An 18,833-nucleotide genomic window follows, 5' to 3' on the forward strand; every position below is an offset into this window, starting at 1 on the left:
TTCGAGGGATCCCCGCTTGCCGGTGCTTGCCTTGCATGATGGGGCGAGTTCCGGCCGGCAATGGCAGGGCCTCTCGAACTATCTTCGCGGCCGGTATCAGTTGATCGCGCCGGATCTCCCGGAGCACGTGGACGTCGGTTTGCGCACAGCGAATGACGTCCACGATATAGCCCAGCTTCTTATCGGCAAGCTCGCCCCTCACACGGTCCCGATACATATCGTCGGCCATGGCCATGGTGCTGCGGTGGCGCTGGAAATCGCGCTGTCCCGGCCGACATTGGTCCGAAGCCTGACGCTGATCGAGCCGACTTGCTTCCACCTGTTGCTCGCGGATGATCCGGCTGATCGGATGCTGTTTAGCGAACTCGTCGATCTTGCCGATCGAATGGCGGCATCCATCGCCGCTATCAGGCCGACTGATGCAATTCAGGCCTATATCGACTTCTGGTATGGAGCCGGCGCCTGGTCCAGAACCAGCAGCGGCCTGCGCGCGTATCTCGCTTCTCAGGCCGAACAGGTGGCGATGACGCTTGCGGCGTCCCTGGCCGAGTACTGGCCCTTGTCGCGCTGCAGGCGGGTGTCGTGTCCGACACTGGCAGTCATGGCGCTGGAAAGCCCTGCCGCAAGCCTTCGCGTCACGGAACTTGTCGCAGAAGCAATAATCGGAGCGCGTCTCGTCATGATTCCCGGCGCCGGGCACATGGCGCCGCTGACCGATCCGCATATTCTCGATCCGTTGATAGGCTCACACTTGAAATCAGTCGATCATATAGAGACGATGCAACCATCGTGGCTCCGCGCAGGTCGACCAAAACGCGCCGCCTGAGTGTGAAGCACCGTGTCTCGCGGTCGAAACAAACTTGCAGGTTCTCAATCGACAGTAGTGCGCTCTTTCCCCGACTTCGCTTAGATTGGATTGGCGATGTCTTTGATTGGCCCTGCAGCTGTGTCACCTTTTTCGGGGCGATCCATGGCGGCGGCTGATGTCTTCACGAGGAAACCAAGGAGCAGACTTATGACCAGAATCGTCCCGGTGTTGGATTTGAGCCGGCTTGAACAGGGCCACTCGGAAAGCCGGACATTTCTTGCCGATCTCCGCTCGGCAGCCCGCGACGTCGGTTTCTTCTATCTGAGCGGCCACGGAATAACCGAAGACGAGATCGCCGACGTTTTGACAGCTTCGCGGCAGTTCTTTGCGTTGCCCGAGACCGACAAGCTTGCCATCGAGATGGTCAATTCCTCGCAGTTTCGCGGCTACACGCGTGCGGGCGGCGAACTGACCAAGGGCAAGGCCGACTGGCGCGAGCAGCTCGACATCGGTGTCGAGCGCGACGCCATTCCGCAAGGCCCGGACACCCCGGCCTGGACGCGGCTGCAAGGACCAAATCAATGGCCGGGGCAGTTGCCGAGCCTGAAGCCCGCTTTGCTCGCCTGGCAGGCAAAGGCGACGGCGGTGGCGATACGCCTGCTGAAGGCTTTCGCTGTCGCGCTCGAGCAGCCGGAAGATGCGTTCGATCCCATCTACCGCGAATCGCCCAATCACCGAATGAAGATCGTGCGCTATCCCGGCCGGGACACGACCGGCGACGGCCAGGGGGTCGGGGCGCACAAGGATGGCGGCTTCCTGACCTTGCTGCTGCAGGACGAAAACAAGGGGCTGCAGGTCGAGTATGACGGTCACTGGGTGGATGTCGACCCGATCCCCGGAACGCTCGTCGTCAACATCGGCGAACTTCTCGAGCTTGCGTCGAACGGGTACTTGCGGGCGACGGTTCACCGCGTGATTACGCCGCCGGTCGGTGTGGAACGTATCTCGGTACCGTTTTTCTTCAGCGCGCGCCTTGATGCCACCATCCCGCTTCTGACCCTGCCCGAAGAACTGGCAGGGGAGGCGCAGGGACCAGCGAGCGACCCGGACAATCCGCTGTTTCGCGATGTCGGCACGAATGTTCTGAAGAGCCGATTGCGCTCGCATCCGGACGTAGCGCGGCGACACTATGCCGATCTGCTGGACTCGACTTTGGCGTCGACCTGAGTCGTCGGTTTTTCGCGAGCAGAGGATACTGTCCTCACAAGGAAGACTATTCGCTGAGTGTCGGTATCTTTAGAATGAAATTCGTATCAAAGAGGATCGAATCGGCGCATAAAAGAAAAATCATCTGGTTCTTCTCCTCCCATTGGAACCGGATGTGTGTTCCCCTCTGGAGGTTTTAAACCTTCAATTCGCCGGGCCGTATTCGAGCCCGGCTTTCTTTTGCTTGATGCAGTGTGTGCCAGGATGGCGCTCTTCGGCGGCCGTTGAGAAGCGGTTTGCTCCACCACACAGCTTGGTGAAACGAAATACCTTTCCCGGATGGCCTGGACGGCTCATCTTCTGGGTCGATGCAACATCCGGCTTAACATCATCGTTTGTCGAAAGTCCTCCCATGGCCCAAACCCGACAATTGCGGCTCGGCGCATTCATGCGCCCGGTCAGTCTGCACACTGGCGCATGGCGCTATCCCGGCGCCTATCCCGATGCCAATTTCAACTTCGCGCATTTGAAGCGCTTCGCGCAGAGGCTCGAAGGCGCGAAGTTCGACGCCTTTTTCATGGCCGATCATCTGGCCGTGCTGAACATGCCAATCGAGGCGCTGAAGCGCAGCCACACGGTCACATCCTTTGAACCGTTTACGCTGCTGTCGGCGCTCGCTGCAGTGACCGATCGCATTGGCCTTGTCGCGACAGCCTCCACTACATTCGACGAGCCCTATCACATTGCCCGCCGTTTTGCCTCGCTCGATCATATCAGCGGCGGCCGCGCAGGCTGGAACATCGTGACGACGTCCAACCCGGATGCCGCGCTGAACTTCGGCAGGCAGGAGCATGTCGAGCACGGCGAGCGCTATCGCCGCGCCCGCGAATTCTACGATGTCGTGACCGGGCTGTGGGATAGTTTTGCCGATGATGCCTTTGTCCGCGATGCCGAAAGCGGTCTCTATTTCGACCCGTTGAAACTGCATGTCCTCGACCACAAAGGGCCTAGTCTTTCCGTCAGAGGGCCGCTCAACATTGCGCGGTCGCCACAGGGCTGGCCGGTCATCGTGCAGGCCGGCGCTTCGGAACCGGGTCGGCAACTCGCAGCCGAAACAGCCGAGGTCATTTTTGCCGCGCATGCCGATCTTGCCGCCGGGCAACGTTTCTACGCCGACGTGAAGGCGAGGGCGGTGAAGGCAGGCCGGTCGCGCGACGACATAAAGATACTGCCCGGCGCTTTTGTCGTCGTTGGCGATACGGTCGAAGAGGCACGTGCCAAGCGCGCCAAGCTCGACAGCCTGGTCTATTACGAAAGCGGCATCGCTTCGCTGTCGATCGCGATCGGTCACGACGCATCCGGCTTCGATCCGGATGCACCGCTGCCCGATATTCCCGAAACCAACGCCAGCAAGAGCGGGCGCGAGCGTGTCATCGAACTGGCGCGCGAGGAGGACCTGACGGTCAGGCAGCTTGCACAGAGGCTCGGCGGCTATTCCGGTCTCGCCTTCGTCGGCACGGCGAAGGCAATAGCCGACGAGATGGAGGAATGGCTGGTGTCGGAAGGGTCGGACGGGTTCAATGTCATGTTCCCGTTCCTGCCTGCGGGGCTAGATGATTTCGTGGACAAGGTGGTTCCCGAACTGCAGCGCCGCAATATCTTCCGACGCGAATACGAAGGTTCGACATTGCGCGAAAACCTCGGCCTGGCCCGGCCGGCAAACCGCTTCTTCGAAGAGGCCCCTGTCGACCGGCGGAAGGCTGTCTGATGCCGGAAATCGGAATGCCTGTTCGCCCCCCAACGTGTATCAGCTTCGGATCGTATCCCGGATAACGAGGTAAAATCTCCGCGCATCTCTCGATCAAGCCAGAGACCTTGCCGAGACCGCTTGCGCGGGTCGCGCGCCGCCACCCGATCGAGAACGCCATGGCGGATGGCGCGCTCGTTCCCGTCTTGCTTGACCAGGGTGTCGCCTCAATCGCGACATCAAGCGCTTTGGCAATACGATTGCGTCAGCAATCGAAGTTTTGGTTCGCTTAATCGATTAGGCTTGACTAATCAATTAGCGTAGACTAATCTTTTTTCATGACTGAAGCTGCAATCATCGACACTGTCTTGCGCACGTTGGCCGATCCTACCCGGCGAGCCTTGTTCGAGCGGGTCGTCAGGTCCGAAGAGATTACCGTGGTTGAGTTGACCCGGGGGAGTGGCGTGACGCAGGGCGCCATCTCCCAGCACCTGAAGACATTGAAGCAGGCGGGGCTGGTTGCCGACCGTCCCGAGGGCCGGAACGTCTACTATCGCGCCCAGCCGGAAGGCCTCGCCCCGCTGGCCGACTGGATGAGCCATTACGGCGTCTTCTGGCGCGAGCGCTTTGCAGATCTCCGAGAATTGCTGAAGGAAATCGATCCATGAATGACGCTGCATTGAAATCCGGCACGCAAGAGATCGTGGTCGACGAGGTCTTCCCGCATGCGCCGCAGACGATCTGGAAAGCGCTGACAACCGGCGAGCTGATCGCCCGCTGGATGATGGAGCCGACGGGGTTCGAGCCCGTGGAGGGCAAGAAATTTACGTTTCAGACGACGCCGGCAGGCAGGTGGGACGGTGTCATCCGCTGCCAGGTGCTGGAGGTGGTCCCGAACGAACGCCTCGCCTATGCCTGGAAGGGCGGAGATGACGCAAACGTCGGATACGGCTCGCGGCTGGACACAGTCGTCACATTTATCCTGTCCAGGGCCGAAAGCGGAACGCGTCTTCGCCTCATCCACTCCGGTTTCGTCATGCCGAAGAACGACACGGCTTTCAACAATATGAGCCAAGGCTGGCCGAAGTGCTTCCAAAAGCTGGATGTCATGGCTGCAGAACAGGTTTCTTCGAAGAAATTGCACTGACCTCGAGCGCGCCCCCAGAGGGCGCAACGAACACGGCGTCTCGTCGCGCCGCCACGACGAATACGGCAAACGCTGAGCGAAGTTCGCTCGGCCACTTCACATCAGGAGAAAAAAACGTGAGCAAGCCTTACACCGGCGGGTGCGCCTGCGGCGCGATCCGTTATGAGATTTCTGCCGAACCGATCGTGATGAGCGATTGTCAGTGTCGCCAGTGCCAGTATGACAGCGGCACCGGGCACCAATCCCACCTCACTTTCAAGGGTGCGCCCATGAAGGTGCAGGGCGAAGCGAACCATTGGAATATGGTTGGCGATGGCGGAACTGCCAAAGCGCGCGCCTTCTGCCCCACTTGCGGGTCACCCGTCTATATGACGTTTCCAGACATGCCCGATCTTTTCATCGTCAGCGCTGCGAGCCTCGACGATCCAGACCGATACAAACCGCAAATGGTTTTCTGGACTGCCGGCGGCCACGCGTGGGACCACCTTGATCCAGCTCTGCCGAAATTCGACAGGATGCCGCCGACCTGAAATGCAGCCTGATCTGGCGGGCATGGTTGTCCGAAGCACATTCGCGAATCATTTTCGTTGCGCATGTTCTTGTTTTGTTCTATCTGTCAACCCAGAAGGGTGAGGGCATTCCAGGGAGGTGTGCCATGCAGGAACAATTTGCGTTCATGGAGGAAAATATCCCGCTTCGGAGGCTGCCGGACCGCGTATTCTTCACCTTCTTTCTGGGCGGAATGGCGAAGGCGCTAGTCGAGAAAATCGGAAATTATATCAAGAGCTTGTATGGTATCAGCGCGCAACTTCGTCCCCCTGATCATTTGCACGTTTCGCTGCAGCATGTCGGCGATTTTCCCCGCCTGAAGAGCAAATATATCTGGGCTGCATGCCGGGCGGCAGAGGCCGTGTCGAGCAAACCTTTCACAGTTTCTTTGGATCGAGCCTTATCCTTCACCGGCCGGCCGGGCAGGTATCCTTGTGTGCTCTGTGGCGGCGAAAACCCCGCAACATTCGAACTTCACCAGCGCCTTGCCGTTGCGATGCGAAAGTACGGCCTCAAGGCGGGGTTTGAGTTCAACCCGCATATGACGCTGTTCTATGCACCAATTTCCGTTCCGCTGTGTCCGATCAAGCCGATCAGCTTCGAGGTGGATGAGTTCTTTCTCATCCACAGCAAACTGGGCCAGACCAAATACGAAACGCTCGGCAGATGGCCTTTGCGCGGGTAAGACGGCTTGGCGCACCAGGATCAAGAGGGCTGGAATTGACCGTCACCATCTACGGCATCAAGAACTGCGACACGATGAAGAAGGCCCGCACATGGCTGGAAAGTCACGGCGTCGCGTACCGCTTCCACGACTACAAATCCGAGGGGCTTGACCGCGCACTGCTGGCCAGTTGGTGCAAGGAACTCGGCTGGGAGGTGCTGTTGAACCGCGCCGGCACCACGTTCCGGGCGCTTGCCGAGGGCGACAAGCAGGACCTCGACACCGAAAAGGCGATGGCGCTGATGCTGGCTCAACCCTCCATGGTCAAGCGGCCTGTGCTGGATGTCGGCGGCAAATTGCTCGTCGGTTTCAAGCCGGAGCGTTACGCGGAAATGTTTCCGGCAAAATAGCAGCTGCGATGTCAGCGGGGTATTGCACCGCGCACCCGGGAGCGCACGGTGCAATCTGGATAAAATGCTCAGGCCCACTCGCCGGCGCGCATGACCGGTTCGGTGCTGCCGTCCTTGTTGACGCCGTCGATGTCGATCTTGCCGGAACCGATCATCCAGTCGATGTGGATCAGGCTCGAATTGCCCCCGCGCGCGGCGACTTCCTGCGGTGTCAGATTGCTGTCGTTGAAGCAGGTGGAATAGCACTGGCCGAGCGCGATGTGGCTTGCGGCGTTCTCGTCGAACAGCGTGTTGTAGAACAGGAGGCCACTCTGCGAGATCGGTGAGGAGTGCGGCACCAGCGCCACTTCGCCCAGCCGGCGCGCGCCTTCGTCCGTGTCGAGAACCTTGCCGAGCACATCCGCGCCCTTTGAAGCGTTAGCCTCGACGATGCACCCTTCCTCGAACCGCACCGAAATGTTGTCGATCAGCGTGCCTTGATAGGAAAGCGGCTTGGTGCTGCTGACGTGACCCTCGACCCGCCGGGCATGCGGGGTGGTGAAGACTTCCTCGGTCGGGATGTTCGGGTTGCAGGTGATGCCGTTCTTCGCAGTTTCGGCACCGCCGTTCCATTTGTGGCCGTCCGCAAGGCCGATGGTAAGATCAGTGCCGGGGCCTGTGTAATGCAGCGCATGGAACGCCTTGCCGTTCAGCCAGGCGGTGCGGCGGGCAAGCGCTGCGTTGTGGTCTTTCCAGGCGCTCACCGGATCGTCCGAATTCACCCGCGACGCAGAAAAGATCGCGTCGGCCAGCTTGGCGACGGCAACATCTTCCTGGTCGTTGGGAAACACCAGCTTTGCCCAGGCGGTGTTCGGGTAGGCGACGATGTTCCAGTTGATGTCGAAGCCGGTGATCTTTTCCAGCGCCGGCCGGTAAGCCATCGAGGTGGCCTTGTTGGCGCGCGAAACCTTTGCCGGGTCTTGCGAGGCAAGCAGCATCGGGTTGTCGCCGCGCACCGCCAGCCGCGCAGCACCGCCGGCGAAAGCCTTGGCCATGCCGTCATAGAGCCAGCCGTCGGCCTTGTCGAAGCTGGCGTCGGGCGCGTGGCGATAGCGGGCCAGCGTCAGCTCGTCGTCCGAGAAGATCGGCGTCACGATGCCGGCGCCCGCCTTGTAGGCGTGCTCGACGATGCGGCGCACGAAGCCAAGTGCGGAAGTCGGAGCCGTCATGACGAGGTCCTGACCGGGCTGCAATTGCAGGCCGATCTTGATGGCTACTTCCGCCAGGCGGTCGAGTTTGACGGGATCGATGGCAGCGTCAATCGCGCTGATATGCGAGGTCATGGTAGAACTGCTCCTTTGACTGTCTGGCAGGATTCATAGCTCCGAAAGCGATGGCTGAACACCTCTGCCGGCAAGCGTCCGGACCTGCGGCGACTGCATATTCGCCAAGGTTGCGCTCACTTCTTCGTGCACCCATTTCCGAAAGCAATCGACTTTGCGGCTTGCCCGCTTGTCTTCGCCGGTGACGATGTAATGACCGAGCCCGCTCGGTGCCGCGATGCCGAACGGCGCGACCAGCCGGCCGTCGGCGAGCGCGTCCGCTGCAAGAAACTGCCATGCGAGCATGATGCCCTGGCCGGCGATCACCGCCTCCAGGCACAGGATCGGATCGGTGAAACTGGCTCCCTGGATGGGTATGACCGGCTCGGCGCCGGCAGCCTTGAACCAGTCGTTCCACGAGATCATCGAATTCTCGTCGCGAATCTCCCAGACCTTGGCAAGATCGGGAATGGATTTCAGCTTGCGGGCGACATGCGGCGAGCAGACCGGAAATATCTCCATCGGAAGCAGCAGTTCTGCCCGCGCACCCGGCCATCGGCCCTTGCCCAGCCGGATACCCAGATCGACATCCGAGCGGTTGAGATCGGCGATCTGGGTCGAGGCATCAATGCGGATGAGGATCTCCGGAAACCGTGAAAAGAAGCGACTGAGGCGCGGCACCAGCCAGCGCGCGGCGATTGCCGGTGCCATCGAGACGATCAGCGTGTTCGACGTGCGATCGTCGGCCAAAGCCACGGCCTGCGCCAGTTCGCGAAAACCGCTGCTCAGGCGCGCCGTGAAAACGGCGCCGAATTCGGTCGGGACGAGGCCCGACTGCCTGCGCTCGAACAGCGTTCGGCCGATCTGCTTTTCCGTCCGGTTTATCTGCTGGCTGACAGCGCTCGGCGAAACGCCAAGCTCCTCGGCCGCCTTGAGGAGCGACCCGCATCGCGCGACGGCCTCGACCGCGCGCAGCCCGTTGAGATGGACGCCGCTGAGATTCATGATTTAGTTTTTCTAAAGCAGTCGCGCGGAAATGTCGATTGCTGAACGGCAGCATTGGCGTAAATTTGGGGCAGAAAATGCAAAATGAGGAAAATGGAGATGAAGTTTCTCTCATTCGTCCGGGCGCTTTTCGAACCTGCTACCGGCCAACCCGCCCATGACGATGTCGCCGTCTGGGTCCGCGACCCACTGGCCCATCCGGTGCTTGAAGCGATGTCTGAGCGCGAGCTTGGCGACCTGCCGTTCAATCGCGGCTATCAGTCGCTTCGCAACCGCAGCGCTGCTTGCGGCACCTGCGGCTAGAACAGTATCCAGATTGCGTGTGCCAGCACGCCGAGCGCAGTCACGAGTATCGCCAGTGCGCTGAGCGTAAAGCCGATGAAGCGCTGCCACTGCTGGCCGCGCTCGACAATGAAATGCCACGCATGGATCGCCCTGCCGATCGTGAAGGCCGCTCCCAGTAAGTGCAGCACATAGACGGGCGTGCCGATAAGCGCCGCTATCAGGAGCAGGATGAGCATCACCGGCATGTTTTCGACGGCATTGGCATGCCCGCGCATGATCCGGGCGAGATGTTCCACGCCGCCATCGCCGATCCAGACCTTGTAGCGATTGCGAAGCGAACTCGTCGCAAGGACCAGCCACAGAAGAATGAAGGCATTCAGCGCCGTGTAGATGCCGACTGTGGCGATTGCTGTCTGGTTCACGAATTTCCCCTCCGCACGATTGCGCAAAATCTGTAAGCGCGGTGGCTCGAAAGGTAAACGTCTGCCACGTCGGCTCTGGCCCATCGGATTGGGATTGCGTCGCAGGCGCACGGGAATATGGTCCGGCGCAATGAGACCAGAGTCGCTCCGTCCGCTTCGCTTCGCCTTCGGCGGCATGATTGCCATGGCCGTCGCCATGGGTTTTGGCCGTTTCGTCTACACGCCGATCCTGCCCGGCATGATGGATGAACTCGGCCTGTCGGCGGCCGATGCCGGACTGATCGCCTCGGCAAATTATGTCGGCTATCTGATCGGCGCAGTCGGGGCTGCCGGCGGCTGGGCGCAGGAGCGCGAGCGAAGCGTGATGCTGGTCGGGCTTGGCGCGACTGCTGTTCTCGCAGCAAGCATGGGGCTGACCGACAGTCTTGCGTTGTTTCTGGCCATCCGTTTCCTGGCCGGCATCGCCAGCGCCTTCGTGCTGGTGTTCGTCTCGACCATCGTCTTCAGCCATCTTGCTCTGGCAGGGCGCAACGATCTTCAGGCGCTGCACTTCGGCGGCGTCGGCACGGGCATCGCGATTTCCTCTGCAATGATGGCAGTTCTTATCGGCGCGCATGCCGCCTGGCCTGACGGCTGGCTCGGCTCAGCCGTTCTGTCGGCCCTGGGCTTTCTTGCCGTCTGGTTTCTCATCGACGAGGGGCCTCTGGTCACCGGAACCGCCCGCCGCGAGTCGAAATTGCCCAAAAGCCTGCCTCTTGCGAAAATCATCGTCGCTTACGGCATATTCGGCTTCGGGTATGTGGTGACAGCCACTTTCCTCGTCGCCATCGTGCGCCAAAGCGAGGCCGGTCGCATATTCGAAGCCGTCGTCTGGCTGGTCACCGGCCTGGCAGCGATCCCTTCTATCTGGCTCTGGAACAAGGTTTCCGTGCGGCACGGTCTCACTGTTGCGCTTGCCATTGGCTGCGTCGTCGAGGCTGTCGGCGTCATCGCCAGTGTCAGCATCGGCGGCTATTTCGGGCCTCTACTGGCAGGTTTTTTGCTCGGCGGCACATTTATTGCAATCACGGCGATCGGCCTTCAGGCCGGCAGGCTGCTTGCGCCCGAGGCACCCCGCCGCGTGCTCGCCCTTATGACTGCGGCCTTCGGAGTGGGCCAGATAATCGGGCCGATCTTTGCCGGTTTCGCGGCCGAATGGTCGGGCAGCTTCACCGTTCCTTCGATAGGCGCTGCACTGGCGCTGCTGCTTTGCGGCGCCATAGCATGGTCGGCCGGGCCAACGCCAAAATTGCCATGATTGTCGGCTTTCTCAGCAGACGGCGCTGAAGAAAGGGTCTTCCTCTCTTTGGCGCCGAACTGCGACTTCACCCCGATGAATCGCAGCCCTGCCATTCCGCGCTCCACAAGGAGATCGCTCAAGTGTTCGTATCGTTTTTCCCGAAGCCGAAGCTGTTTTTCACCTCGGCGACTGTGTGGAGCCTGTTCCTTATCCTGTTGTGGTTTTTTGGTGGCGCGCGATTCGGGGCGCATTTTGGCTTAGGGCCAGCTGCCCCCGGCACGCCACCCATCGTCGGCATCAGTGTATTCTGGTCCAAGCCATTTCTGTGGTTCTACATCTACTTCACGGTTGCCGTCGCGCTCTTCTACCTGTTCTGGAACTGGTATTCCCCTCATCCCTGGCAGAACTGGTCTATTCTGGTCACCGCTTTCATCCTGTTCCTCATCTATTTCAATGTGGAGGTCAGCGTCGCGGTCAACACCTGGTACGGCCCGTTTTATGACTATGTTCAGGGCCTGATGGCTGGCACGGCCAACTCCACTGTTGGTGAATTCTATGCGGGGCAGGCGAGTTTTGCCTGGCTGGCGTTGGTCGGCATGAATGTTTCAGTCGTCAACGCTTTCATCGTCAGCCATTGGATATTCCGCTGGCGCACCGCGATGAACAACCATTTCGTGGAAAGCTGGAGCCTGTTGCGTCACATCGAGGGTGCTTCACAGCGTATTCAGGAAGACACGATGCGTTTCTCGCAGATCATGGAAGATCTGGGGTCGAGCTTTGTCGAGTCGATCATGACGCTGATCGCCTTCCTGCCGGTTATGGTCGCCTTGCAGCAGCATATCACGGAGCTGCCAATCGTCGGCGTCGTTCCGCAACCGCTTGTGGTGGCTGCGATCGGCTGGTGCCTCTTTGGAACGCTTGCCATCATGCTTGCCGGCGTCAAGCTCCCAGGGCTGCAGTTCCGCAACCAGCGCGTCGAGGCTGCCTATCGCAAGGAACTCGTCTACGGCGAGGATCATGACGACCGCGCCCAGCCCGCAACGACTGCCGCACTGTTTGACAACGTGCGGAAAAATTATTTCCGCCTCTATTTCCACTACGTCTACTTCAACGTGGTGCGCTTCACCTACCTGCAGGCGGACAACATATTCTCCTTCATCATCCTCGCTCCTTCATTCATCGCACACAAGATCACCTTCGGTGCACTCAGCCAGATATCGAACGCTTTCGGGCGGGTGACGCAGTCGCTCCAGTTCCTGATCAATTCATGGTCGACGATCGTTGAGCTGCAATCGGTCTACAAGCGCCTGCGTGCCTTCGAGGCGACGTTGCGAGGCGAGGAACTGCCCGATATCGACAAGCGCTTTCTGGAGAAAGCGGCCGAGCACGGCGAGCACGCAGCGGTGGCGGAGTAAAAGCGCTCAGAGACTGTTTGATAATTCGCCCTGCCGAGGCATATGGCGTGGTTTTTGAGAACCGGAGGGGAGCGTACATAAGGTACGTGAGCACCGGAAGCGCAGAAAACTGCGTCAGATGACCGGCAGGGTAGAATTTCCAAACGGTCTCAGCCGCCGGGAGCGGATGTCTGTTGCGGGTCGGGCTTCCGCCCGACCTCGGCAAGATACTGCGCATAGCTGACGCATTTCACGTCGGCCTTCACGCAGACTTCGCCGGCAAAACGCTCCAGCGCGCGCCAATAGGCGCCGCCATTCATCAGGGTAAAGTGAAAACCCATTTCCAGCGGAATGCGGCCGCCTTTGTATTCGCCGTCGAACGCAGTCTTGAAGGCATCGTAGGCGCGGTTTTCGAAGGCGGCGTCCTTGTCCTCGCGCTCGAAGCCGCCGGAATGGCGCACGAACATATTGTAGTCCATGGCGATGACGCGGCGCTTGTTCGGCCCCTCCGGAATTTGCGGCAGGGCGAAGCGAGCAATGCCGTTGACCGTGGCGGGTTCAGCCGGGCCGCGAGAGACGCTGCTGGCGTCGTATGAGAAATTGGCCTCGCCAAGGGCTGCGTAAAGGTTCTTGCTGGTCGAAAGATAGGGCGCGCGGAAGCCCTTGATTCCGGTTTCGGCAAACCGCCGCCAGCCTTCCGGCTCGCCCGCGATGCCGTTGATAGTGTAGGCGTCGCGCAGAATCGTCGAGAAGGCGGAAAATTCTTTCAGCCAGTCCGCCTTGGTCCAGTCCTTGCCGTCGAAATGGCCGCAGGCGTGGCTGGCAATGTCATGGCCTTCCGAGCGTGCCAGCCAGATCTGGCCGAGCCGGGCGCGCACTTCGTCCTTGGATTGCGCGAAACCGACATTGGAACGCCCGGCCGATTTGCCCGGAGCAACGTATTGGCTGCGGTTTTCGCGAGTCAGCAGGAAAACGCAGGACAGGAAATAGGTGAAGCTGGCGCCGGTGCGGGCGGCAAGGTTGCGGCTGCGCTGCCACTGCGCCAGTTCGTGCGCGCCGTCGAAGGAGATGATGACATATTGCGGCTTCACTGAAGCGGGTGCGTCCGCAGGCTTTGCCGAAGCGGGCATTGCGAGGGAAAGGGAAACGCTGGCAAGCAAACAAACGCGGAAGGCTACAGACATGATACAATTCTAAAATGATGGGATCAGCTTGGAGGGCTATGCGCCGAATATGGCACGGATGCGGACAAAGCGGTAGCCGAAGTCCCGGCGCGGCGGGTTCTGGCGTTGGTCACAAGCCGGTTTCTTTGATTTTTGGCCTCGCGCCCCTTCCATGCCGGCGAAATATCGCTAAAACGCTGGCTCACAACAGCCCCAAGCGGGCAAACATGGTTAGATTGAATGTCGGACGACAGTTTCTTCCGCGAAGTTAATGAGGAGATCCGCCAGCAGCGGGCAAGGGATCTGTGGGAGCGTTTTGGCCCCGCACTGATCGTGCTTGCGGTTCTGGTCGTTCTCGGCACGGCACTTTTCGTGGCCTACGAATATTGGACCGGAAACCAGGCAAACCGTTCCGGCGACGAATTCTCGCAGGCATTGACGCTCGCCAATTCCGGCAAGCCCGACGAGGCGCTGGCAGCGCTGAAGGCATTGGAGACGGAAGGCTACGGCGCCTATCCGGTGCTGGCGCGCATGCGCTCGGCCACCGTGCTCGTCGACAAGGGTGATTTCGACAGCGCAGTGAAGGCGTTCGACGCGGTTGCGGCAGACACTGCCATTCCCGCCCCGATCCGCGACATGGCCCGCCTGCGCGCCGGCCTGGTGCTGGTCGATCACGGCTCTTATGAAGACGTCTCCAAGCGCGTCGAAGACCTGACCGCCGACACCAACACATTGCGCCACGCTGCACGCGAGGCACTCGGCCTTTCCGCCTGGAAGGAAGGCAAGGCCGGCGACGCGCTGAAGCTTTTCGAGCAGATTTCATCCGACGACGGCGCGCCGCGCAACGCACGCGAACGTGCCACCCTCATGTCCGAACTGATCCGCGGTTCGGGCGCTGCGTCGTGATGCTGAGAGATGACATTCAAAGTCGCAATCATCGGCCGGCCTAACGTCGGAAAGTCTACGCTTTTCAACCGCCTCGTCGGCAAGAAGCTGGCACTGGTCGATGATACGCCGGGCGTAACGCGCGACCGCCGCGTGCATGCGGCAAAACTCTACGATCTCCATTTCGACGTGATCGATACGGCCGGCTTCGAGACGGCTGCACCCGCCACGCTCCAGGGCCGCATGCGGGCACAGACCGAGATCGCCATCCAAGAGGCGGACCTCATCTTTTTCGTCGTCGATTCGAAATCCGGCCTTATGCCGGACGACAAGGCGTTTGCCGACATCGTCCGCCGCGCGGGCAAGCCGGTGGTGCTGGTCGCCAACAAATCGGAAGCGCGCGGCTCGCAAGGCGGCATGCTGGAAGCCTGGGAAGTCGGGCTCGGCGAGCCGATCCCGATTTCGGCTGAGCACGGGCAGGGCCTGCCGGATCTTCGGGACGCTGTCGTTGACGCTCTCGGCCATGCCCGCGTCTTCGGCGAGGACGAAGAGGACGAGGACGAAATCGCCGTGACCGAGGTGCTGGTTGGCGAGGATATTGCCGACCCGGACGCCGAGCACGAATATGACGACACCAAGCCGATGCGCATTGCCGTCGTCGGCCGCCCGAATGCCGGCAAGTCGACGCTGATCAATGCGCTCATCGACGAGGAGCGGCTGCTGACCGGCCCCGAGGCCGGCATCACTCGTGATTCGATTTCGGTCGACTGGGAATGGCGCGGCCGTCTCATCAAGCTGTTCGATACGGCCGGCATGCGCCGCAAGGCCAGGGTGCAGGAAAAGCTCGAAAAACTTTCCGTTGCCGACGGGCTTCGCGCCATCCGCTTTGCCGAAGTCGTGGTCGTCGTGTTCGATGCGACCATTCCCTTCGAGAAGCAGGATCTCCAGATCGCCGACCTGATCATCCGCGAGGGCAGGGCGCTGGTGATCGCGTTCAACAAATGGGACATGATCGAGAACCCGCAGGAAACGCTTGCCGAGCTGCGCGAAAAAACCACGCGGCTTCTGCCGCAGGTGCGCGGACTTCAGGCGGTGCCGATCTCGGCTGAAACGGGCCGGGGTCTCGACAAGCTGATGGACGCGGTTCTCAAGACCCACAAGGTCTGGAACAGCCGTATTTCGACCGGACGTCTCAATCGCTGGCTGGAAGGCATCCTCGCCCATCACCCGCCGCCCGCCGTCGCCGGCCGCCGCCTCAAGATCAAATACATCACGCAGGCCAAGACGCGCCCACCGGGCTTTGTGTTGTCCTGCACGCGGCCGGACTCCATGCCACAGTCCTATGTGCGCTATCTCGTCAACAGCCTGCGGGAATCCTTCGACATGCCCGGCGTGCCGATCCGCATGGCGCTCCGCGCTTCCGAAAACCCCTTTGCCGGGCGTGCGAAGAAGCGCAGCTAGCGCATGTCGCGAAAAAGTGTGCAGCGGTTTTGCGATAACGACATGCGCAAAAACAAAGACTTAAAGCGCGAGAAGCGAATCTGAAAGATCGCGACGCGCTTTAACGCGCAGGTCTGTATCGGCTTGCAAAGTAAGATGTTGGCTGGTGCTGGGAAGGCGGGAGAAGCCCTTCTGCTCCTTTCGGAGCCCCAGCTTTTCCCCTCGCCAGGTCTTGCCTCCCGGCTTGGTTAAGGGCGACCATCCCATATCATCGTCGCGTGCAATCGCGCAAATCCATGAATGAGCGATCTGCCGCACCCGATCCAGGCTCGTCGTCGAATATTGGCGGCGGTCGTTAACCATGCATCAAGGTTAATAGACGATTTTCTCTCCAGAGGGTTTCTGTTGCGTTCTGGAGAGTTTCTGTGCATCGACGTCTACCGACGCTGCAGATGGTTGTTGCCAATCTGAAAAAGCGTTCGTTCCTGCCTCCCCTTGTTGTCGGATTGGGTATCTGGGTCGGATTTCCGACCACGGTGGCCTATCAGGACATGCGCAGCCTGGTGTCCGGTGTCGAGACGTCGGATACGCGCTGGAACGCCTTCGTCCAGACGTCGGTAGCCGGTTCCGTGCATGCGGCCGAGATGCCCTTTGCGGACGCAAACATGCCCACAGGTTCCATCTCCGGTTCGGGCGTCAACGCGCCTGGCATCGGCTCCGTTGCCTTCAAGGGCAAGGGTGCTGCCGCCAATGAAGTGCCGGACGAACAGCGCATCAATCGCAGCGAGAAGAAAGGGCGCATCGTCAATGTCACGCCGGTCGCCCCGCCCAAGGCGTTCAATGCCGGCTCGGTGCTGGATCGCACCAGTTCTCTCATTCTCCCGGAATTCGATGCCGGCCTGAAGCAGGCCTTCGTCAAATCGACGATCAAGGGCAAGGAAATCCAGATCGCGACCGCCTTCTACGTCAAGGAAGACAAGAAGGTGGCGCCGGGCGTTCCCGCCATGCTCGCCGATCTCGTCAACAACGACACGCCCGACATTCTGGCTACGGCTTATGCCCCCGCCGAGCCCGACTACGCCAAGTCCTCTCCCTTCGAGAGCCTGCTCAAGGATGAAACGCCGAATGACGGCCGCTTCATTCCGCCGGTATCGGAGGGGGACCACAATTGGATGAGCAAGCCGCTGCCGGCGAGCGTATTCTCCAAGCCCGAGCAGAAGTGCCTGGCCACGGCCATTTATTTCGAAGCGCGCGGCGAAAGCCTGAAAGGGCAGGCGGCTGTCGCCCAGGTCATCCTGAACCGCGTCCGCAACCCCGCCTATCCCAGCACGATCTGCGGCGTCGTCTACCAGAACGACAACTGGCTCAACCGCTGCCAGTTCTCCTTTGCCTGTGACGGCAGGAAGAAGGTCGTGACCAGCCGCGAGCACTACAAGATCGCCGAAGATATCGCCATGGCGGTCACGGCCGGAAAGATCTTCATTCCCGAGGTTGCCTCCTCCACGCATTATTACGCGGAATATGTGAGCCCGCGCTGGGCGCGGACGATGGAGAAGATGAAGAAAATCGGTCTTCATATTTTCTACCGCACCTATGGCGGCGGCTGGAGCTGATTGTCGTAAGCCAGCCTCCTGTCTGCGGCCTGAGCCGGGTAGCCTGCGGAGGGGATTCCCCGCGGATTCGCGCGCCATGATGCGCGATATATGTCGGGCAGGTTGTCGCACTTTTTTAAGCTATTGATTTTCCTTCGTAAAATACATGGTTTGACCACCCACTCCGTGGCTTGACGGGGATGGCCCCGCTAACTATGTTGCCGGCGACTTTGAAGCGGATGGACGGTGCTGTTCTATCCAGGCAGGGGGTTGCGGTGGCCAACACGAAAAGGCCAGACGAAACCGGAAAAACCGGGCCTGGAGATCAAGACGAACCGGAATTCCGCGACGACGACCTGGAGCGCCGCCGGCGTCAGCTTGAAGCATCTCTTGCGACAAGAAGACCGGATGGAAGCGCCAGTCGAGAGGGTGCTAAGTCGAGCGGTGTTGCCGGCTATGGTCAGGCCTTGAAGCTGTCCAGCGAATTCATCGCGGGGATAGCGGTTGGTGTCGGGCTAGGCTGGGTGATCGACCGTATGGCGGGGACTTCGCCATGGGGATTGATCATTTTCCTGCTCCTGGGATTTGGCGCCGGGGTTCTCAATGTCCTGCGTTCCGTGGGCGTCGTTGCAGATACGGGTCCGAGGGTGCCGAAGAAAGGCCCCGAGGACCGAGACATTACGTAATCGCGCCTGCGGGCGCTTCTTGCCGAGGGGGTCCAGGTGGCCAACGATCCGATCCATCAGTTTCACATCACGAAATGGATTCCGATCGAAATCGGCGGTCTCGATTTCTCCTTCACCAATTCGTCCGCCTTCATGGTTGCGACTGTCGCTGCCGCCGGCCTGTTCCTGTTCCTGACGACGTCGAGCCGCGGCCTGATCCCAGGCCGGCTTCAGTCGATCTCGGAAATGTCCTACGAATTCGTGGCATCCATGCTGCGAGATGCGGCGGGCTCGCAGGGGATGAAGTTCTTCCCCATGGTGTTCTCGCTGTTCATGTTCGTGCTCGTCGCGAACCTGCTCGGCCTGTTCCCTTACTTCTTCACCATCACCAGCCACATCATCGTCACCTTCATGCTGGCGCTGCTGGTGATCGGAACCGTGGTTGTCTACGGCATCATGAAGCATGGTTTCAGCTTCTTCAAACTCTTCGTCCCGCAGGGCGTGCCGGGCATTCTGGTGCCGCTGGTTGTGCTCATCGAGGTTATCTCGTTCCTGTCGCGGCCGATCAGCCTTTCTGTTCGTCTGTTCGCCAACATGCTGGCCGGACACATCACGCTCAAGGTTTTCGCTGGCTTCGTCGCCTCGCTGAGCACGCTTGGCGCGGTCGGCGTCGCCGGCTCGATCCTGCCGCTCGCCATGACGGTTGCGATCACCGCCCTCGAATTTCTCGTGGCCTTCCTGCAGGCCTATGTCTTTGCGGTGCTGACCTGCATGTACCTCAACGACGCTCTGCACCCGAGCCACTAGGAAACTGTCGCCGGCGGGTTCCTTCCGCCAAACGAAAGCATTGACTGAATTACGATCCACAAGG

At 60.4% G+C, this 18,833-nt stretch carries 20 protein-coding genes; 16 read left to right on the forward strand and 4 right to left on the reverse strand.

Annotated elements, in window-relative coordinates; genetic code table 11:
- Positions 1 to 22: 22 nt before the first annotated feature.
- The 8 genes from G6N74_RS05035 to G6N74_RS05070 all read left to right on the forward strand — a co-directional run bounded on the left by G6N74_RS05035 (position 23) and on the right by G6N74_RS05070 (position 6,531).
- On the forward strand, positions 23 to 826 hold the full coding sequence (locus tag G6N74_RS05035) for an alpha/beta fold hydrolase (protein WP_312857842.1): 804 nt from the start codon (positions 23 to 25) through the stop codon (positions 824 to 826).
- 189 nt (positions 827 to 1,015) lie between these two features.
- Complete coding sequence (locus G6N74_RS05040; protein WP_165115029.1) at positions 1,016 to 2,035, forward strand: isopenicillin N synthase family dioxygenase; 1,020 nt, start codon at positions 1,016 to 1,018, stop codon at positions 2,033 to 2,035.
- A 391-nt stretch (positions 2,036 to 2,426) separates the two neighbouring features.
- Complete coding sequence (locus G6N74_RS05045; protein ID WP_165115031.1) at positions 2,427 to 3,782, forward strand: LLM class flavin-dependent oxidoreductase; 1,356 nt, start codon at positions 2,427 to 2,429, stop codon at positions 3,780 to 3,782.
- A gap of 317 nt (positions 3,783 to 4,099) precedes the next feature.
- Positions 4,100 to 4,429 carry an ArsR/SmtB family transcription factor gene (locus G6N74_RS05050; RefSeq protein WP_165115033.1) on the forward strand — a complete coding sequence of 110 codons (330 nt, stop codon included), beginning with the start codon at positions 4,100 to 4,102 and terminating at the stop codon, positions 4,427 to 4,429.
- A complete protein-coding gene (locus G6N74_RS05055; RefSeq protein ID WP_165115035.1) occupies positions 4,426 to 4,908 on the forward strand; it encodes an SRPBCC family protein in 483 nt (160 codons plus the stop codon). The genes G6N74_RS05050 and G6N74_RS05055 overlap by 4 nt, the downstream gene beginning before the upstream one ends.
- Before the next feature lie 116 nt (positions 4,909 to 5,024).
- Positions 5,025 to 5,438, forward strand: a complete 414-nt coding sequence (locus tag G6N74_RS05060; RefSeq protein ID WP_165115037.1) for a GFA family protein — start codon at positions 5,025 to 5,027, stop codon at positions 5,436 to 5,438.
- A 125-nt stretch (positions 5,439 to 5,563) separates the two neighbouring features.
- Complete coding sequence (locus G6N74_RS05065) at positions 5,564 to 6,142, forward strand: 2'-5' RNA ligase family protein (RefSeq protein WP_165115039.1); 579 nt, start codon at positions 5,564 to 5,566, stop codon at positions 6,140 to 6,142.
- Positions 6,143 to 6,177: 35 nt separating this feature from the next.
- Positions 6,178 to 6,531 carry an ArsC family reductase gene (locus G6N74_RS05070; protein WP_165115041.1) on the forward strand — a complete coding sequence of 118 codons (354 nt, stop codon included), beginning with the start codon at positions 6,178 to 6,180 and terminating at the stop codon, positions 6,529 to 6,531.
- 68 nt (positions 6,532 to 6,599) lie between these two features.
- On the opposite strand, the gene G6N74_RS05075 is transcribed toward G6N74_RS05070, so the two are convergent.
- Together G6N74_RS05075 and G6N74_RS05080 are read right to left on the reverse strand one after the other, a co-directional pair.
- Positions 6,600 to 7,853 carry an aminopeptidase gene (locus G6N74_RS05075; protein WP_165115043.1) on the reverse strand — a complete coding sequence of 418 codons (1,254 nt, stop codon included), beginning with the start codon at positions 7,851 to 7,853 and terminating at the stop codon, positions 6,600 to 6,602.
- Positions 7,854 to 7,886: 33 nt separating this feature from the next.
- Complete coding sequence (locus tag G6N74_RS05080) at positions 7,887 to 8,837, reverse strand: LysR substrate-binding domain-containing protein (protein ID WP_205826536.1); 951 nt, start codon at positions 8,835 to 8,837, stop codon at positions 7,887 to 7,889.
- Positions 8,838 to 8,936: 99 nt separating this feature from the next.
- Here G6N74_RS05080 and G6N74_RS05085 point away from each other — a divergent pair, with 99 nt between their 5' ends.
- Positions 8,937 to 9,140 (forward strand): hypothetical protein, encoded by a 204-nt coding sequence (locus G6N74_RS05085; RefSeq protein ID WP_165115045.1) that lies wholly within the window; start codon positions 8,937 to 8,939, stop codon positions 9,138 to 9,140.
- On the opposite strand, the gene G6N74_RS05090 is transcribed toward G6N74_RS05085, so the two are convergent.
- Positions 9,137 to 9,544 carry an MAPEG family protein gene (locus G6N74_RS05090; protein ID WP_165115047.1) on the reverse strand — a complete coding sequence of 136 codons (408 nt, stop codon included), beginning with the start codon at positions 9,542 to 9,544 and terminating at the stop codon, positions 9,137 to 9,139. The genes G6N74_RS05085 and G6N74_RS05090 overlap by 4 nt on opposite strands.
- A gap of 130 nt (positions 9,545 to 9,674) precedes the next feature.
- On the opposite strand from G6N74_RS05090, the gene G6N74_RS05095 reads away from it, so the two are divergent.
- Both G6N74_RS05095 and sbmA read left to right on the forward strand, forming a co-directional pair.
- Positions 9,675 to 10,841, forward strand: coding sequence for a YbfB/YjiJ family MFS transporter (locus G6N74_RS05095; RefSeq protein WP_246245651.1), 1,167 nt, complete (start codon positions 9,675 to 9,677; stop codon positions 10,839 to 10,841).
- 122 nt (positions 10,842 to 10,963) lie between these two features.
- Positions 10,964 to 12,238, forward strand: coding sequence for a peptide antibiotic transporter SbmA (sbmA, locus tag G6N74_RS05100; protein WP_165115049.1), 1,275 nt, complete (start codon positions 10,964 to 10,966; stop codon positions 12,236 to 12,238).
- 149 nt (positions 12,239 to 12,387) lie between these two features.
- Here the strand turns inward: sbmA and G6N74_RS05105 are convergent, their stop codons facing one another.
- A complete protein-coding gene (locus G6N74_RS05105; RefSeq protein ID WP_165115051.1) occupies positions 12,388 to 13,401 on the reverse strand; it encodes a polysaccharide deacetylase family protein in 1,014 nt (337 codons plus the stop codon).
- 219 nt (positions 13,402 to 13,620) lie between these two features.
- Here G6N74_RS05105 and G6N74_RS05110 point away from each other — a divergent pair, with 219 nt between their 5' ends.
- From G6N74_RS05110 to G6N74_RS05130, 5 genes are all read left to right on the forward strand, one after another.
- Positions 13,621 to 14,286 carry a tetratricopeptide repeat protein gene (locus tag G6N74_RS05110; RefSeq protein WP_165115053.1) on the forward strand — a complete coding sequence of 222 codons (666 nt, stop codon included), beginning with the start codon at positions 13,621 to 13,623 and terminating at the stop codon, positions 14,284 to 14,286.
- Positions 14,287 to 14,295: 9 nt separating this feature from the next.
- Positions 14,296 to 15,726, forward strand: coding sequence for a ribosome biogenesis GTPase Der (gene der, locus G6N74_RS05115; RefSeq protein ID WP_165115055.1), 1,431 nt, complete (start codon positions 14,296 to 14,298; stop codon positions 15,724 to 15,726).
- 404 nt (positions 15,727 to 16,130) lie between these two features.
- Positions 16,131 to 17,318 carry a cell wall hydrolase gene (locus G6N74_RS05120; RefSeq protein WP_376767682.1) on the forward strand — a complete coding sequence of 396 codons (1,188 nt, stop codon included), beginning with the start codon at positions 16,131 to 16,133 and terminating at the stop codon, positions 17,316 to 17,318.
- Between the two features lie 254 nt (positions 17,319 to 17,572).
- Entirely contained in the window at positions 17,573 to 17,983 is a 411-nt protein-coding gene (locus G6N74_RS05125) for an AtpZ/AtpI family protein (RefSeq protein ID WP_312857843.1), read from the forward strand.
- 36 nt (positions 17,984 to 18,019) lie between these two features.
- A complete protein-coding gene (locus tag G6N74_RS05130; protein WP_165115059.1) occupies positions 18,020 to 18,769 on the forward strand; it encodes a F0F1 ATP synthase subunit A in 750 nt (249 codons plus the stop codon).
- Positions 18,770 to 18,833: the final 64 nt, after the last annotated feature.

The sequence above is a fragment of the Mesorhizobium zhangyense genome (genome assembly GCF_011045115.1).
Taxonomy (GTDB): domain Bacteria; phylum Pseudomonadota; class Alphaproteobacteria; order Rhizobiales; family Rhizobiaceae; genus Mesorhizobium_M; species Mesorhizobium_M zhangyense.

What these genes read in the sequence shown, in the direction of transcription:
- G6N74_RS05040 (WP_165115029.1), top strand. Translation starts at nt 1,016, where the DNA reads ATGACCAGAATCGTCCCGGTGTTGGATTTGAGCCGGCTTGAACAGGGC.
- G6N74_RS05045 (WP_165115031.1), top strand. Translation starts at nt 2,427, where the DNA reads ATGGCCCAAACCCGACAATTGCGGCTCGGCGCATTCATGCGCCCGGTC.
- G6N74_RS05050 (WP_165115033.1), top strand. Translation starts at nt 4,100, where the DNA reads ATGACTGAAGCTGCAATCATCGACACTGTCTTGCGCACGTTGGCCGAT.
- G6N74_RS05055 (WP_165115035.1), top strand. Translation starts at nt 4,426, where the DNA reads ATGAATGACGCTGCATTGAAATCCGGCACGCAAGAGATCGTGGTCGAC.
- G6N74_RS05065 (WP_165115039.1), top strand. Translation starts at nt 5,564, where the DNA reads ATGCAGGAACAATTTGCGTTCATGGAGGAAAATATCCCGCTTCGGAGG.
- G6N74_RS05075 (WP_165115043.1), bottom strand. Translation starts at nt 7,853, where the DNA reads ATGACCTCGCATATCAGCGCGATTGACGCTGCCATCGATCCCGTCAAA.
- G6N74_RS05080 (WP_205826536.1), bottom strand. Translation starts at nt 8,837, where the DNA reads ATGAATCTCAGCGGCGTCCATCTCAACGGGCTGCGCGCGGTCGAGGCC.
- G6N74_RS05085 (WP_165115045.1), top strand. Translation starts at nt 8,937, where the DNA reads ATGAAGTTTCTCTCATTCGTCCGGGCGCTTTTCGAACCTGCTACCGGC.
- G6N74_RS05095 (WP_246245651.1), top strand. Translation starts at nt 9,675, where the DNA reads ATGAGACCAGAGTCGCTCCGTCCGCTTCGCTTCGCCTTCGGCGGCATG.
- G6N74_RS05105 (WP_165115051.1), bottom strand. Translation starts at nt 13,401, where the DNA reads ATGTCTGTAGCCTTCCGCGTTTGTTTGCTTGCCAGCGTTTCCCTTTCC.
- G6N74_RS05110 (WP_165115053.1), top strand. Translation starts at nt 13,621, where the DNA reads ATGTCGGACGACAGTTTCTTCCGCGAAGTTAATGAGGAGATCCGCCAG.
- der (WP_165115055.1), top strand. Translation starts at nt 14,296, where the DNA reads ATGACATTCAAAGTCGCAATCATCGGCCGGCCTAACGTCGGAAAGTCT.